This window comes from Bacteroides caecigallinarum (genome assembly GCF_016901995.1).
In the GTDB taxonomy this organism is placed as follows: Bacteria; Bacteroidota; Bacteroidia; order Bacteroidales; family Bacteroidaceae; genus Phocaeicola; species Phocaeicola cellulolyticus.
This window is the reverse complement of the sequence record NZ_JACJLE010000011.1, coordinates 1-16,867: the sequence shown is the minus strand read 5'-3', so window position 1 is coordinate 16,867 and position 16,867 is coordinate 1. Positions and strand designations below refer to the sequence as shown.

The 16,867-nt window shown below is 48.5% G+C and carries 9 protein-coding genes and 1 pseudogene; all 10 read left to right on the top strand.

What is annotated here, in order from left to right; translation table 11 throughout:
* The first annotated feature begins 312 nt into the window (after positions 1-312).
* The 10 genes and pseudogenes from H6A61_RS04215 to H6A61_RS04175 all read left to right on the top strand — a co-directional run bounded on the left by H6A61_RS04215 (position 313) and on the right by H6A61_RS04175 (position 16,081).
* On the top strand, positions 313-3,249 hold the full coding sequence (locus H6A61_RS04215) for a SusC/RagA family TonB-linked outer membrane protein (protein ID WP_204391285.1): 2,937 nt from the start codon (positions 313-315) through the stop codon (positions 3,247-3,249).
* 45 nt (positions 3,250-3,294) lie between these two features.
* Positions 3,295-4,809 carry a RagB/SusD family nutrient uptake outer membrane protein gene (locus tag H6A61_RS04210; RefSeq protein ID WP_204391283.1) on the top strand — a complete coding sequence of 505 codons (1,515 nt, stop codon included), beginning with the start codon at positions 3,295-3,297 and terminating at the stop codon, positions 4,807-4,809.
* An 18-nt stretch (positions 4,810-4,827) separates the two neighbouring features.
* Positions 4,828-5,745, top strand: coding sequence for a DUF4984 domain-containing protein (locus tag H6A61_RS04205; RefSeq protein WP_204391281.1), 918 nt, complete (start codon positions 4,828-4,830; stop codon positions 5,743-5,745).
* Positions 5,746-6,052: 307 nt separating this feature from the next.
* Positions 6,053-7,786, top strand: coding sequence for a hypothetical protein (locus H6A61_RS04200; RefSeq protein WP_204391279.1), 1,734 nt, complete (start codon positions 6,053-6,055; stop codon positions 7,784-7,786).
* A gap of 15 nt (positions 7,787-7,801) precedes the next feature.
* Positions 7,802-10,579 carry a DUF4458 domain-containing protein gene (locus tag H6A61_RS04195; RefSeq protein ID WP_204391277.1) on the top strand — a complete coding sequence of 926 codons (2,778 nt, stop codon included), beginning with the start codon at positions 7,802-7,804 and terminating at the stop codon, positions 10,577-10,579.
* 30 nt (positions 10,580-10,609) lie between these two features.
* Positions 10,610-12,580: a BACON domain-containing protein gene (locus H6A61_RS04190; RefSeq protein ID WP_204391275.1), complete on the top strand. Its 1,971-nt coding sequence runs from the start codon at positions 10,610-10,612 to the stop codon at positions 12,578-12,580.
* A gap of 21 nt (positions 12,581-12,601) precedes the next feature.
* On the top strand, positions 12,602-14,716 hold the full coding sequence (locus tag H6A61_RS04185) for a S8 family serine peptidase (RefSeq protein WP_204391419.1): 2,115 nt from the start codon (positions 12,602-12,604) through the stop codon (positions 14,714-14,716).
* A gap of 8 nt (positions 14,717-14,724) precedes the next feature.
* Positions 14,725-15,165: pseudogene (locus tag H6A61_RS16275) on the top strand (DUF1573 domain-containing protein); the annotation flags it as partial.
* A gap of 51 nt (positions 15,166-15,216) precedes the next feature.
* Positions 15,217-15,540, top strand: coding sequence for a hypothetical protein (locus H6A61_RS15920; protein WP_239469104.1), 324 nt, complete (start codon positions 15,217-15,219; stop codon positions 15,538-15,540).
* Positions 15,541-15,583: 43 nt separating this feature from the next.
* Complete coding sequence (locus H6A61_RS04175; RefSeq protein ID WP_204391272.1) at positions 15,584-16,081, top strand: lipocalin family protein; 498 nt, start codon at positions 15,584-15,586, stop codon at positions 16,079-16,081.
* Positions 16,082-16,867: the final 786 nt, after the last annotated feature.

The window sequence follows — 16,867 nt, the reverse complement described above, 5'->3', positions numbered from 1 at the left end:
AGAATATAGGTGTAATAAAGTTAAAGGAATAGAAATGGAAACAAATTTGGAATGTTCTCTATTTTTTAACAATTGGGATATCGTGTTTCGTAACGTCAAAGCACGGGATTCTTTCTAAAAATTAATTTGCGTTGAGAGTTATTTATGAAAAAGTGTTTTCATAAGTACTTGTGTATCTTGTAGCTATTACCAGGTGAATGGCGTAATCGTGGTGCATCATGCTTTCGGTGGAAAAAATGATGCCTGTTTTTTCGTTTGCCTGTTTTGCATGAATATTCATTTAATTTTTAATTTAATATTTACTAGCGGAAGATGAAAAGATTTATTCTTTTGTTTTTCTCTTTTGCTTTATTCTCATTCCATTCGGTTTTTGCCCAAGGTTTTGTGGTGAAAGGTACCGTTACCGCCCACGAGGACGGTAGCCCGCTGATAGGAGTGACGGTATTGCAGAAGGGGACTACTAACGGTGTAGTTACCGACATGGACGGTAATTACAGCTTCGAGGTTAAAGGCGCGTCAGATGCGACCTTGGTATTCTCTTATATCGGTATGCAGTCGCAGAGCCATCAGGTCAATGCTTCCACCGGAGTTTTGAACGTTGTTTTGAAATCCGATGCGGAGATGATAGACGAGGTGGTGGTGGTAGCTTACGGCGTTCGTAAGAAAGGAACCATAGCGGGTGCCGTGTCAACGGTTTCGGCCGACAAGATGGCCGATGTGCCTGCCGCAAGTTTCGACCAGGCTTTGCAGGGGCAGACGCCGGGTTTGTCCGTAATCTCGAATTCGGGAGAGCCGAGCGAGCCGGCCGTTTTCCAGATTCGTGGTACAAACTCCATCAATTCAGGTACGGCGCCGCTCTTCATTCTTGACGGTGTACCTATTTCAAGTTCGGATTTCAATGCCATCAGCCCGGGTGATATAGAGTCTATTTCCGTGCTGAAGGACGCTTCTTCCACATCCATTTATGGAGCGCGTGCGGCAAATGGAGTGGTTGTAATCACCTCAAAGCGAGGACTTTCCATGGATAAGGCGAAAGTGACGTTGCGTGCGCAGTTCGGTTTCTCACAGCTTGCCAACACCGGCAAATGGAATTTGATGAACACGGAGGAGCGTATAGCTTATGAAAAGGAAGTGGGGCTCGATTCCGGACAGGATTATGACTTGCTCTCGCGTGTGGATGTCGATTGGCTTGACGCCGTGTTCAAGGACGCTGCCCCGCTACAGAGCTACGAACTGTCGGTCAACCGTGCCACGGACAGGCTTAACTATTACGTGTCTGGCGGTTTCTATGACCAGGACGGTATAGCCCAAGGCTCTACGTTCCGCCGTTATAACATACGCGCCAATGCCGAAGTGAAGGCTAGCAACTGGCTGAAGATGGGTACCAACACAATGGCGGCATACGAGGAAATACAGCAGGCGGAGTCAGGCTCATACGCCCTCTATACTCCTATTTCGGCATGCCGCTTCATGCTCCCGTATTGGAATCCATATAATGAGGACGGTTCCATAGCCTCGCAGAACGACGGTTCGTGGCAGGGCACGGGGCAGAACCCTATAGAGTGGATGGACATGAACCCTGTGGAATATACTAAATACAAGATGTTGTCCACCATTTACGCGGAGATTACGCCGATAGAAAACCTCACCATCAGGAGCCAGTTCGGAGCGGATTACACATATTCCAAGGGATTTATGAGGTCGTTCCCGAGCTATATCATCAACGATGGCATGGGTAGCGCGGGACGCAGTGCGTCGGACATGCTCAATCTTACGGAGACGACCACGGCCAACTATCGCTGGAACTATAATGAAGACCATTCGTTCAACTTCCTCCTCGGACAGGAAGCCGTGAACTACATGTCGGAAGGTTTCCAGGTCGTTACTGCCGGCCAGACGCACGACCTGCTCACGAACGTATCGTCCGGAACACGTGCCTCTTCATGGACGGACAGCACATCATCGTATTCATACCTCTCGTTCTTCTTTCGTGGGGAATACAATTATAAGGATTTGTATTACGCCGATTTCTCCGTGCGTACCGATGCTTCCTCGCGTTTCGGTAGCAAAAACCGTTGGGGTGCGTTCTGGTCTGTGGGTCTGATGTGGAATATGAAGAACGAGGCATTCCTTAAGGATGTAAGTTGGCTGACCGGTGCGCAGGTGACACTCAGCTCAGGTACTTCAGGTAACTCCGAGATACCGGACTATGACCATCTGGCACTCGTGGGCGGCGGTCCGAACTATGCCGACGAGGCGGGTATATACCCGATGCAGAGCGGCAACGAGGATTTGGGATGGGAAAAAACGTGGGCAAACAACCTCGGTTTCCGTCTTGCGTTCATTGACAGGATAAATGTGGATATCGACCTTTATAATAAGAAGACCACGGACATGCTTATGCTGGTGCCGCAGTCGTATGCCGTGACCGGCGAGGGCTACCGTTGGGAAAACATCGGAGCGATGGTGAACAGGGGAGTAGAGTTGAACGTGGCGGCAGACGTGCTCCGTGTGAAAGGCTTCACATGGAACGTGAGTGCTAACGTGTCGTATAATAAGAACAAGTTGGTGGAATTGTATAACGGGGTACAGGAGTACGTTAACTCCACTACCGGACTGAAATACCAGGTGGGACATCCGGTGGGCGAGTTCTTCATGAACAGGTACGCCGGAGTTAACCCGGCCAACGGTGATGCCCTCTGGTACACTAAGGATGGAGAGATAACCACCGAATACAACGAGAGCGACAAGGTGATGACGGGCAAGTCGTATGATGCTCCATGGGCCGGAGGTTTCGGTACCACGCTCTCGTGGAAAGGACTCTCGCTCTCGGCACAGTTCAGCTGGATGGCCGACAAGTGGGTAGTGAACAACGACCGCTATTTCGAGGAGAGCAACGGGCTTTATACCGCTTACAACCAGTCGAAACGTCTGCTTTACGACCGCTGGAAAAATCCGGGCGACATAACGGACATACCGCGCCACGGCGTTACGCCCCAGCTTGACGACCGTTTCCTCGAGAACGCGTCGTTCCTGCGCCTGAAGAACCTGACGCTTGCCTACAACCTGCCGCAGCTGTGGCTGAGGAAGACCAACTTCTTCACATCGGCAAAGATTTACGTGCAGGGGCAGAACCTGCTGACGTTCACCGGCTTCACGGGATTGGACCCGGAAGTGGCGGCCAATGTTTATCAGGCACAGTATCCGGCGTCACGACAGTTCACCATGGGTGTGGAACTATCATTCTAAGAATTTGAAAGAATATCATAAATATAATATATAGTAAAGAATAATATGTTTGGAAAAATCAGATATTACCTGCTTCCGGCGGTATTGGCGTTCTCTACGGTGTCATGCCTCGACAAATATCCGTCCGACGCCATGACGTTCGACGAGTCCATACAGACGGTGGACGACGTCAATCTGGCCGTGATTGGCATTTACGACGCTTTCAAAAGCTCGTACCTCTATTCCGGGGCGTTGACGCTCCTGCCGGACATACAGACAGACCTTGTGTATGGCATAAACAACAACACGAATGTTTACGGCGAGGTTTGGAGATGGAACGACATACTTTCCACCAATACGGACATAGAAGGCGTTTACGGTTCTCTTTATGATGTCGTAAACCGTTGCAACTTCCTGCTCGACAGGGTGGACGCGGTACGCGAAAGCACTACCGACGACGACCAGCTGGACAAGCTCGACCAGTGTTGCGGCGAGACGTATTTCGCGCGCGCCCTGGCTTATTCGGAGCTTATAAAGCTGTTCTGCAAGCCTTATGAGAAAGACCGGGACATGACGCAGGAACTGGGTGTAATCCTTACGGAACACTACGGTGGCGACGAGACTATGACTCGTTCCGACCTGAAGACTTCATATGAATTCGTGATAAACGACCTCGACCGCGCGGCGGAGCTTCTGAAGGTGGAGGACGATTACGAGGGCGGACTTTACGACCTGGAGTATTTTTGCGAATATACGGTCTATGCCCTCCGCGCACGCGTGGCTCTTTACATGCAGGACTGGGACGCGGCTATAGAATATTCGTCCAAGGTCATAGACAGCGGCTATTACGCTCTTTCCAGTTCTACGCTGATGGCCACCAGCTCGCAGAGCTATTACCAGTATATGTGGTCATACGATACCTCTACCGAGATAATATGGAAGGTGGCGTTCACCATCAATTCCTACGGGGGAGCCTTGGGCCAGGTCTTTGCCAACTACGACATGGTGTCGTTCCGTCCGGACTATGTGCCGGCTGCGTGGGTGCTCAATCTTTATGACGCGAGCGACTTGAGGTATGACGCTTTCTTCAGCAATATTACCACCGGCTACACCCACGGGCTTACATGGCCGCTGCTCATCAAGTATTTCGGCAACGAGCAGTTCATCTCGTATAACATATACCACGTCACGATGCCTAAGGTGTTCCGCCTCTCCGAGCAGTACCTGATACGTGCAGAGGCTTATGTGCAGAACGGCAGATACGGCGACGCTGGCGACGACATAGCATCAATACGCCGCGCGCGCTATTCCTCCTTCAGCGGAAGCGTTTCCATGAGCGAGGATGACGCCATGGACATTATAGAGGAGGAACGCGTGAAGGAACTCTACATGGAGGGTTTCCGCCTGAACGACCTGAAACGCTGGCACAAGGGCTTCGAGCGCGAGCCGCAGGAACAGTCGTTGTCCAACGGCAGCAGCCTGAAGGTGGAAGCCGACGACCCTCTCTTCGTATGGCCGATACCGCAGCACGAGCTAGATTCGCCGGGTTCCGAAGTGCAACCGAATGAAAGTAACAAATAAGAAATAAAACATATGGTAATGAAGAATTTATTTATTGGATGTATGGCGGCCGTTGCCGCCGTGGCAGGGCTGTCGGGATGCGACGAGAAGAGGGTGTCCTACAGCGGACCCGATTATCTTATGTTTTCCGATACCATTTACAACTATCCCGTGCAGGAAAGCGGCGAGACGTTCAAAGTTCCGGTGTCAGCCACCGTGAAGTCAGACCGTGACCGTACTTTCGCCGTTGAGGTGATAGACAGCAAGAGCAACGCCGTGGAAGGAAAGCATTACCGCCTGCTTAACAATAATGTCACCATCAAGGCGGGCGAGATGGCCGGATACGTGGAGGTGAAGGGTATATACGAGAATATCGGGATTTCGGACTCGCTCGGCTTCGCGCTGCGCCTTATAGTGCCCGACGAATACAAGTGGGATTTGTACGGGACGGATGCCAACGTGGTATTGCAGAAGGTATGTCCTTTCGACATAAACGCCTTTTCGGGATATTGCTTGGTCACATCGCTGTATTTTCTTGACTATTCAAGTACCGTTAACAACACTCAGGGGCTGACGAGCCGCCTCATAAAGACGGAGGTGTCGCCCGACGAGGAAAACACAGTGATACTCCACGGGCCTTATTATGAGGGATACGACGTGAAGCTGAAGTTCAAGACGGACGACGTGGCCGAACCATATATAGAGATGGACGACACTCAGTGCGGCACCACAGGCGAGGCTTTCAATACCGTCTATGGCGACGGCAAACTGATGATGACCCAGCCTTCGGGATATGTGTCTTACTACAGTTCCTGCGAGAACTTCGTCATGCAGTACGTCTCCGTACAGGTGTTCAACAAGGATGGTAGCCTTTACGGAACCGTAGGTACTTACGCTACCATCTACGAGTGGATAAGCGACGGCGAGGCGGAGGACTTGATGGAAGATGGATATTGATGTATGTACTTTTCTTTTTGTCGGATGTACTTTTTCTTTCGTTGGATGTACTTTTCTTTTTGTCTTGACACAAAAAGAAAAGATACCAAAAGAAAAAAGTCAAGCGCTGACGCTCCGGGGCTACTCCGGACGGATTTCAGCTTGAGTGGCCGGAAGAGGCTTCGGAGTAGCCCGACGGGCGCAGACGGTGTACTTTCTTTTTGGTATCTTTTTCTTTCGGACAAGCGAAAGAAAAAGTACATAAAATTAAACATTAAAAAAACATATACATTTTATTATATTATTGTATGACTTAAAAAAAGGAATTATGAAAAACTTAAAGAAAATGTCAGTAAAGTTTTACCTTATGCTCGCGCTGTCCGCTGTTGCGGTATTAGCAGGCTGTAAGGACGATGAAGAAGTTGTTACACCGCAGTTCCCGGATTTGAAGGAACAGACGGTTACTCTTACTGAGACTACGGACGAAAATGGAAATAATGTATTTTCTGCAAGCCTCGATATAACATTTAGCGCGAACCTCGACTGGACCCTGAAGAGCGATGCCGCATGGTGCAGGTTCGTAAACGGAGAGATCAAAGAAACGACAGCTTCGGGAAAGGCCGGCGACCAGACTCTGAAAGTAGAGATTTCCGATGCAAGCTGGAACTATACTTCAGCAGACGTTGCGCAGATTACACTTTCTATGGCATCGCAGGAGCAGGTTATTTATAAGATAACCCGCGGAATGAGGGAATATCAGAACCTTGTGGTTACGAATGAGGCAGGAGACATATCTTACAGTTCTTCAACTCCGTTGGAAATAAAAGGCAATAATGCAAATGTTGTAACTACTTCGTTGAGAGCTTCCGCCGAAGCCGGCATGGAGATAGGTCTTCAATATCCGGAATGGTTGACGATGAGTATTAATCAGGAAACTGGAGCCTATGACTTTACTTTCAATACTGAAAGTGAAAACGACATCAGATATCCGATAGAAAACACAGGTGATGTAATATCTTTTTATACCTCTGACGCTGAAACAGCGGAAACAGACAAAGTAAGAAGAATAGACATTCCGGTTTCTTATGAAGGTTTCGACAAGAGGGCTTTGGTTATCCAATCGGCTCACAATGGATTGTCTGTAGATGCTGATGGAACAATCAATACTGAGGAAGGTCAGAAACAGTCGGTTTCTTCGACTATTACTGCGAACTCTAATGATTTTGTAATTTTGAAAGGATTGGTTGAGAAGTACGAACTTCCTGATATTTCAGATGGAGAGGGTGGAATGATTGACCAAAGTTTTGCTTATAGATATGATTTTGAACAAGAACTGAACTGGGTGGAAGTAACGCAGCCTACAACTGATGGTGTTGTGACTTTGTCAGTAAAAGCAAATGATTCCGAAGAAGAAAGGGAGGCGATAGTTGTGCTTCTGCCAAAGGCTTTGGTCGATGAATATGGAACAAACTATAATGACTATTTGTTGATTCGTGAAGGAGATGTTGACAGTGAGGGTAATCCTCTTACGGCTGGAGATTTGAAGTCAGAATTCAGTACATTCGTAATGGCTTCTATTACTCAAGCTAAGAAAAATGTGGCTCAAGAAGAAATCAGTTTTATTTCGAGAGCGATAGATGGTGGTGGAACGTTGATGTCTTATAGTGATGTAGGATTATCAAATATTGAGTCTGTAAAAATTGAAAGCTCTGAACTTGAAAGTATAAAATCAGAATATGCAGATTTAGCCGATGTATCAAATGTTTGGAAAATTGTTATACCAAAAGATATTTATGAAATGGGGTTAGTTAGCGGCATGCCAATCATTATTGAGGCTGTTGGCAGAGGAGATGGACAGACCATGTCCAATTTGTCAACCGATAGTGGTATAACATGCTCTGAAGATAAGCGTCAAGGTTCATTATGGATACAATCCGAAATGTCTAATGTTGATATATATGGCTTGTCTATATCCGGTACTCTTACTGACCATTATGATATAGTAGTCAAGAATTCTGACGGTACTATCGCTTCATTCTGTAGATTGGAATTAGGAAACTAATAAAACAACAATTAAATGACAACATACAATAAAATAATAAAACTGTTTCTTGCACCTATCATTGCCGTACTTTTCTGTACGGCAGTGACAGGCTGTAAGGACGACGAAGGACTGCAGGGCAGCGAGTACGGCTATGTGCAGTTCAAGCTTTACAAGGCAGCCTCGTACCAGCCGGCGGAGGAAACACCGGCTTCGCGTGCTGCTTCAGAAATGCTGAGTGACATACAGAAAGTGGAGGTCGAGCTTAATTACAACGGTACTTCCATCACACAGACACTTGTGCTGAACTCTTACAACTCGGAAAATGCGGAGTACGGCATGCGTAGCGACAAACTGCAATTGATGGCAGGAACATACACCATGGTGGGCTACAGACTGCTCGACAAGGTGGACGAGGTGGTAAGCAGCTACAATGCGTCGGGCGATATAGAGGTACGTCCGGGAGAGCTTACCGTGCACGACCTTACCGCCGAAGTGCAGGAGAGGGGACAGGTACAGTTCAAACTGATGAAGTCGTGGGTGAGCGACTCACGAGCTTCGACACCGTCGGAAGAGACATACCTGTTCAGCGACATAGACATGGTGGACATTACACTGAGGAATACTTTTACACAGGCTACGGTGGAACTTGAAAAGATTCCTGTGAGACAAGAACTGAACTATAGCGACTCGGAACAGGGCGACGTGCCTTCCGAGACTGGCGACAAGTATTATTCAAGCGAGATTGCCTATACGGACTCACTTGTATGGGTTCCCGCGGGCGAATACCAGGTGGTGGAATACTCCACTTACAGGAAGTCGGGAGCGGTAACTTACAATCTCGAAATAGGCACGGGAGTAGAGGGAACAGCGTTCACCGTGGAAGACAACCAAGTGACCAAGGACGCCGAAGTACCCGTATTGCTCTCTGAGACTTCGGAAAAGATAAAAGACTACATGGCTCTTTATGAGATATGGAAGGCCTTGAACGGTCCGGAATGGAACTATGTGGGAGAGGCTTATCCGGCGGGAGCCAACTGGAACTTCAACAAGGAGAAAGATATGTGGGGCGTACAGCCGGGCGTACAGCTGGACGACAATGGCCGAGTGACGGCTCTCACAATAGCCGGATTCGGAGCGAAAGGAGTAGTGCCTGATGCGATAGGCCAGCTCACGGAACTGAGGATATTGGCTTTCGGAGCGCACGACGAGAAGCTGGGAGGCAACATCACAGCCTCGCTGAGAGCCGACATGAGCGAAGCTGACAAAAAGAAAGTGCGCGAGAATTACGCCAACCTATTCCTGAAGAAAGACTCGCGCGAGGACTTGTCGGAAATGCTGCAGTGGGTTATAAACAGAGACCCGAAGCAGAAAGCCATAAAGAAAAGTACCCGCATAAGCCCGAAAGACGTGCAGATAGGTGCGGTCACGAACGAGATTACGGAAATATCCAAGGCGGTGATGAGACTAACAAAACTGCAGAACCTGTTTATCGCGAACTCTACCATAACGGCGGATAAAGTATTTACAGATTGGGTTCCAAATCCGGTTGAAGGCGTTCCTACAAGGGATTACGAGGAAGAATGGAAGGATGAATCATGGGATTGGGGAAACTTCAAAGACCTTACCGACATGGAGCTTTACAACTGTAAGAACTTTACCGAGATACCGGAATTTGTGCTTCATCTTCCGGAACTGCAGGTGCTGAACCTTGCGTGCAACCGCGGAATGAAAATGAAGGAGCAGTGGATAAGGCTCGTTACCGGCAGTACAAGCGGGGACGGTTCAGAAGATCCCACTACGGTAGCCTCAAAGATACAGATGCTTTATCTCGGCTATAACGATTTCGGGGATGAAGACAACGAAGACAACAATTTCCCGCCGCTTAAAGTGTTGAGCCATATGAAGAACCTCCACATGCTCGACTGCACCAGCAGCGGGGTAAAAGGCAAGGTGGAAGGTTTCGGTTCAGATATAGTTTTGTCACAGCTTCTGCTTAGCGACAACGAGATAACCGAGATAGGAGACAAGTTCTGCAGCTTCTCGAATGATGTAGAGACATTGAACTTCGCCAATAACAAGATAGAGCGGATACCGAACATATTCGATGCCTCATCGCTTTACGTGATGGGCGGTGTGGACTTCTCCGGCAACCAGATAACAGGCGTGGCAGATCCGGACAATTTCAAAGGTATAAACGCCAGCTCCGTCAATCTGTCCAACAACAAGCTGGTGAAATTCCCTAAGGAACTGTTCCAGGCTGAATCGCCGATAACTACACTTAACCTGGCTGGCAACGGCATCGAGAAGATAGAAGAAGGTGACATAGTGAACAACAGGGCAGGAGGCAGGAACAAGAATGCCAACCTTATTTCTACCATCGACCTCCGTTTCAACAAGCTTAGTTCGCTGCCCGACGACTTCAGGGCTACGGGTATTCCTTACCTGAGAGGGTTCGACGTAAGCTACAACTGTTTCAGCAAGGTTCCGGAACAGCCTTTGAACTGTAGCGAGCTTGAAGCCATAGGAGTGCGCCACCAGCGCGACGCGGAAGGAAGGAGAATCCTGCGCGAATGGCCTGTCGGCATCACGGAATGCCCCAGCCTGCTACAGCTCCAGATAGGCTCCAACGATATCCGCAAGGTGGACGAGGAGATGACACCACAGCTGTGGATAGTGGAAGTCAAGGACAACCCGAGCATAACGCTGGACGTTACGAGCGTATGTTCCTACATCAGCGCCGGTCTGTGGATGCTTATCTATGACAAGACACAGGATATACGCGGATGCGATGCTTTGGACATTGAAAACTGAAAATGAAAACAAACTAACAAACGTAGAAAAATGAAATATATAAGTAAGATAACGTTGGGCCTGGGACTGTTTGCCTCTCTGCTGGCATCGTGCAAGGACGATGAAGTGGCGGACTCGAACATGGGAATATCCCTCGACAAGGAAACCATAGCCATAGGCCCTGACGGCGGAACAGAGAGCATTGTTGTCACCGCAGGCAGGAACTGGGTATCCAGTGCCTCCAGACCGTGGGTAGCCGTGTCGCCGGCCAACGGTTTCGGCTCCGTGGAAGGCTCGCTTGCCATCGACTCCACCCTTGAGGTGACAGCGCGCACGGCGCAGGTACGTTACCGCCAGGAAGACAACCAGGAGGTGATACTCACCATAAACCAGTTCGGATACGGAAAACAGATTATACCTTCGGAGAGCGAAATCCGGATAGAGAGTTCAGGCACGTATGACGAGCGTCATTTCGACCTGACAGTTTCCACAAACGTTGAGTTCAAGGTGGACGAAAACATCACCTACGAATGGGACGGCGAACCGACTTCGGAAGACGGATTGACGGACAGCGACCTCACCGGATGGATTACGGCGCCGCAAAACACTGAAGTGGACCTCGACAGGAAGGACCGCCCGAGAACGGTGAACATCCGTTTCCGCTGGGACATGAATACGGCACCTTACAGCCGCATAGCGAAGATCAGGCTTGTCCCTACCGACGAAAGTGTGGTGCTTGTTGACCAGGATGGAAACCCTACGGGCGACGTGGTGGTGACAGTGGTGCAGGAAGCTGCCGTAAGGATTACCGATGACCGCCGGGGAGACTCTCTTGCCGTGGTAATGATAAACGAGAAACTACAGTCGCTCTTCACTTACAATTTCTCCGACAAGATGGAGAACTGGGAAAATGTTACCCTGTGGGAGGAAGGCGATGAAGGCATGCCTGATGGTGCGCTCGGACGTATCCGTTCGCTGTCGTTCATGCAGTTCAACCTGAACAAGGAAGAGACTTTCCCGAAAGAGATAAAATATCTCAAGTATTTGGAAGAATTGTCCGTAACAAGTAATACCAACCGCCAGACCAAGGATATGGAATTTGGCGAGGAAGTTTGCGAACTGGAACACCTCAAGAGGCTCGCCATTGTGTCGTACGGGCTTTATAAGCTACCCGAGAACTTTGGTAAACTTGCCGGGACGCTTGAATACCTCGACCTTGGAAGCAACAATTTCCGGAAATTGTCCGATATAACCGAGGTTGTTGACAAAGATACTTTCAAAAAACTGAAGGGCCTTGAACTTTCTACTTGCCGCAAAAACGATACCACTTCAGAACTGGCGGGAATTGACTGGGCGACCGAGAAACTGGGTCTTCATATTGATTTGGGAACGCAGGACTCTCCGGGCGAAGGACGACAGGAATTTATAGAGCTCCTCAAGTGGGAAAAACTCGAGTATCTCGGACTCTCTTACATGTTCATAGAAGGCGAGTTGCCTACAGACGAGGAGTTGATGGAACCGGACGCAAACTTCGGTAGCTATCTGTCTAGTGACTTCTTTGAAGGCGACGCATATAAGTACGAGAAAATTTCAAAGGATACGTGCGGCTGGCTTCTTACCGACAGGGAGGTGGAACTTCTTGGTGAAAAAGTGAAAGGCACCGACATAGCAAGGGTGCTCCCGAGAATGCATAATTTCAGCATAAATCTGAACTTCATTACCGGAGAGTTGCCTAACTGGCTGCTTTTCCACCCGTTCTTAATGGAATGGGATCCGGAGTCGCTTGTCATGAACCAGTGGGAACAGGGAAAAGACAGCGATGGCAAGTCGGTAGGTTTCAGCAACAGGAATGACGTGGTGAATACCAGGTACGTATATTATTACGGCGACGGCAAAACAGAGTCCGGCTATCCTGAGGATATAAGCGTAGCCTATCCGGGCTATTATAACAAGTTCGTGGGTGGAGGAAAGGATTGGAAACCCGGAAGCACGGATGCCGGCGAAACTACTTCTAAACAATAACTATATTTACGGATAAAAATGATGAATAATAAAATATTATATTCTGCGATATTCGCGCTGTCGCTTGCGGCGTGTACGGACGATACCCTTACACCTGCCATAGATGCCCCCGAGGCGGAAACGGAAGTAACCATTCCCGCCGGGGCAAAATCCGGCGAACTACTTATCAAGTTCAAGCCGGAGATGACAGAAATCCTTGACAAGACACTCTCCGCCGTTTCCAGAAGCGGAGGGGCGGCAAGCCGCTCGGGAATACCTTCTACCGACGAAGTGCTGGAAATCCTTGGAGGATACCGTTTCGAGAGGGTTTTCCCGGTGGACGAAGCCACTGAGGAACGTACCCGCGCGGTGGGACTTCACCTGTGGTATGTGGTGAAATTCGATGAAAACGCTAGTCTTCAGGAGGCTGCCAACAGTCTTGCAAGACTGGGAGAGGTCTCAGCCGTACAGGCCAACCACGAGATAAAGCGTGCATACCGCACCGACATGAAGAGGACATACGTCAGCGCGGCCGCGCTGGAAAGCCGTACCTCGGCTCTTTCCGCTTCCAACGGTTTCTTTAACGACCCCGGATACAAATACCAATGGCATTATAACAACGTTGGCAATTATCCGTTCGATGACCTGAACTTAGATGAAACAGGTGTCGCTTCGCATTCCAAGGCCGGCTCCGACATCAATTGCGAGGAGGCGTGGCAGCTTTGCACCGGCGATCCGTCAATCATCGTGGCCGTTCTGGACGAGGGCGTGATGAATACTCATCCGGATTTGGAAGGTAATATATGGAAAAATGAAGACGAGACATACCTTTCCGGCGATGATAATGACGGCAACGGATATAAGGGTGACTTTTACGGATACAACTTCGTGAAGAACTCGCCATTGGTGTCATGGTCTGACGAGTCAGACACAGGCCACGGCACTCACGTGGCCGGTACTATAGCAGCCATGAACAACAATGAAGGAGTATGCGGTATCGCCGGCGGCGACGGCACCCAGAATTCCGGTGTGAAGATAATGTCGTGTCAGGTGTTCGACGGTGAGAACGGCGTGACCCTCGACGGAGAGGCAAAAGCCATAAAATATGCCGCCGACAACGGTGCGGTCATTCTCCAGTGCAGCTGGGGGTATAACTCTGCCTATGCCAATATGGCGATGGGCTTCACACCCGGACCTGAGACGGAGGAAGAATGGGCCGCCACTTATCCACTCGAAAAGGACGCGTTGGATTATTTCATTAACAATGCCGGCTCGCCGAACGGTGTAGTGGAAGGCGGAATAGTGGTGTTCGCGGCAGGTAATGAATATGCCGCAAAACCGGCATTCCCCGGCGCATATTCAAAATGTATAACCGTAGCCGCGGTCGATGCAAGTTATACTCCGGCGAGCTACTCCAATTACGGTGTTGAGACAGACGTGTGCGCCCCTGGCGGCGACGGCGAGTATTATGACCTTTTAGGCCAATCAGCTCCGGAATATGTGGACGTGAACATTGATGCCGATAAGAACAACTACATTTCGCAAGGCTCCATATTGTCAACCTTGATACGCAATGGTCAGCCTGTTTACGGATACATGGACGGTACCTCTATGGCATGCCCTCACGTGTCCGGAGTCGTGGCGTTAGGTCTGTCATATGCCGTTAAGGAACGTCGCCACTTCAAGGCTGAGGAATTCATCGAACTTGTTAAGTCTTCAGTAAAAGACATATACGATGAATATTATACAGGCAAGAAGACATACTACTACGGACATTCCAATTTTTCCGCGCCTCTTACTGAGATGGTTCTTTCCGAATATGTAGGGAAGATGGGTACCGGCCTTATCGATGCCGGACTGCTTCTTAAGAATGTGGCCGGTGCCGGAACAGACATGAAAGTGCCTAACGTATATGTAGCCGTTGGTGGTACCAGTTCAATAAACCTTGCCGGCTACTTCAAGGCCGGTGAGACGAAAACTTACATTTGCAGTGTGGCAGACTCTTCAGTGGTTACGGTGACAGTAGATGGCAGCGTGATGAAAGTAACCGGTGTGAAAGCCGGCTCTACAAACCTTACCGTCACTACTTCTGCAGGAGAAGAGCAGACTGTGGTTGTTACGGTTCGAAACTCCGCTAACGATAACGGTTGGATGTAATTATTTTAATGATGGATAATATCGGAATAAAATCAATACTTCTATTCACGGGCCTGGCATTGTCATGCGACTTGATGTCACAGGTCAAAGCCGGGTTTCCCGATGAAGATGTAGAGGCGATAGTCAATCCTCCTTTGGAAGAGAACGCTGCCCATATTTTGAAATTCGACAGTATCGTGTGTCATCTCGGTACCCTTACTGAGGACGATTCCCCAAAGACGGTGCGTTTCTCTTTCACCAATGTAAGTGACAAACCTGTACTGATAGATAGAGTCCGGACGACGTGCGGATGCGTGTCTGCCGGTGTGGAAGCCCGAAGGATACCGTCAGGCGAAAAAGGTTCGGTGACGCTGAAGTACGTGCCTAAGAACCATCCCGGAACCATAGATACGAACGCTTTTGTCTATGTGGAGGGAATGGGAAAAAGCCCTGTGGCCAGATTGACACTATTGGGAAACGTTTTGCCCGGAAAGGACGTTTGGGCAAGATTCAGGTACTCCATGGGTAAGCTCAGGCTCAAGACAAAGTCGGTGAGTATCGATGAGGTAGCCCCCGGCAAAAAGCCTGAAGTGAGAATATTGTGCGGCAACAGTGGCTCGACTCCGTTAAGGCTTTCCGCCGTGATAGTACCGTCGTTCGTTTCATTCAGGACTGAGCCGGAAGTGATAGACCCCGGATGCGAGGCCGACATTGTGATAGGAATAGATGCTGACGTATTTTTAACTGCCGGAAATGGGAACAAGTCTTTCCGGCTGATAGTGGAAGGAGTTGGCGGAAAACCGTCCGACAGGACTATCACTGTGAACGTTGCAATGGACAAGTGATTTGGTTTTATTCTGTATTTTTGCAAAATAAAAAACAATGTATATGAAAAATTTATTTAAGACAATATTTTTATTCTCTCTAATGTTTTGTCTCGCCTCATGCGAAGACGACTTTCATTCCGGCTCCGGCTCCCACTCCGGAGGCTCAGGAATGGATGTCACTCCGGCCAACATAAACGGTACATGGCAGCTTTCCGAATGGAACGGTGCTCCGTTGGCGGAGGGGACATACTGTTATGTGGTTTTCAGCCGCCGGGAACGTACTTTCGAAATTTACCAGAAGTTCGACAGTATGTACGCCCGCTACATCACTGGAACCTATAGTATAGAGGACGATCCATACAAGGGTTATGTCATTAGCGGCGTGTACGACTATGACAACGGTGACTGGAACAATGACTATGTGGTGACAGACCTGCTAGAGAGTGGCTCCATGGTGTGGACTGCAGTGGGAGACGAGACTGACGTGTGCAAATATGTGCGTGTAGATGCCGTTCCTGATGAGATAGAAGAAGAGGCTCGGAAAGAGCAGGGCGATTGATTGCTGTTTTGTTTCTCTTCGAGGAAACGCTCGTTTCCTCGAAGAGAAATTGTCGTTTCCTACTGAGGAAATTCTAGTTTCCTCCCACCGGAAACTGTGTCTCTCCGGAAAAGCGCATGTATGATGCGGTCTGCCTTAGGCACCGGCGCGATACATGTGGTTACGGGTCTTATATCGAACTCACGTTTTGAGCCTGTTTAAATTTTGCTCATGTTTATTTTGAGAATTGTTTTCGAGAATATTTTTCTGATTTTACGAGGATGATAGCGGGCTATCTGACGAATAAAATCGGGAAAACAGGCAGGAAACAAACTCAAAAGAAAATGATATAACATTAATTTATTGGAAAATTTAAACAGACTCTAATTATTGGGAAATTTGTGTAATATGCTTGTTAGGATTAAAAATATTGATTAACAAAGAGATATCATATTTCATATAATTTTTCTGAAAAAAAAGTTTGTCAAAAGTATTGCGGGAATGGAAAATGTTTGTACCTTTGCATCCGCTTTCGAGAGGGAAAGACGTTGAGTTGACACGGTGAAGGTGTAATAATGGGTATTTGAAAAAAAACTTCCGAAAAATTTGCATCTTAAAAAGAAAGTCCGTAACTTTGCAAATGCTTTCTCTTCTAAAAAAGTGAAGCGATAAGAAAAGAGTTCTTTGAAAGATTTTAAATAAACAAACAGAATGTAGTACAAGCGTCACATTATATATATGATGTGATGAAAAGTAAGAATAAACCGTCAATTGAATATAAAACGGTATCCTGAACAGAGACAAAAC

Excerpts from the sequence above, each read along its gene's own strand:
- H6A61_RS04215 (WP_204391285.1), top strand. The coding sequence starts at position 313 with ATGAAAAGATTTATTCTTTTGTTTTTCTCTTTTGCTTTATTCTCATTC.
- H6A61_RS04210 (WP_204391283.1), top strand. The coding sequence starts at position 3,295 with ATGTTTGGAAAAATCAGATATTACCTGCTTCCGGCGGTATTGGCGTTC.
- H6A61_RS04205 (WP_204391281.1), top strand. The coding sequence starts at position 4,828 with ATGAAGAATTTATTTATTGGATGTATGGCGGCCGTTGCCGCCGTGGCA.
- H6A61_RS04200 (WP_204391279.1), top strand. The coding sequence starts at position 6,053 with ATGAAAAACTTAAAGAAAATGTCAGTAAAGTTTTACCTTATGCTCGCG.
- H6A61_RS04195 (WP_204391277.1), top strand. The coding sequence starts at position 7,802 with ATGACAACATACAATAAAATAATAAAACTGTTTCTTGCACCTATCATT.
- H6A61_RS04190 (WP_204391275.1), top strand. The coding sequence starts at position 10,610 with ATGAAATATATAAGTAAGATAACGTTGGGCCTGGGACTGTTTGCCTCT.
- H6A61_RS04185 (WP_204391419.1), top strand. The coding sequence starts at position 12,602 with ATGAATAATAAAATATTATATTCTGCGATATTCGCGCTGTCGCTTGCG.
- H6A61_RS15920 (WP_239469104.1), top strand. The coding sequence starts at position 15,217 with ATGGGTAAGCTCAGGCTCAAGACAAAGTCGGTGAGTATCGATGAGGTA.
- H6A61_RS04175 (WP_204391272.1), top strand. The coding sequence starts at position 15,584 with ATGAAAAATTTATTTAAGACAATATTTTTATTCTCTCTAATGTTTTGT.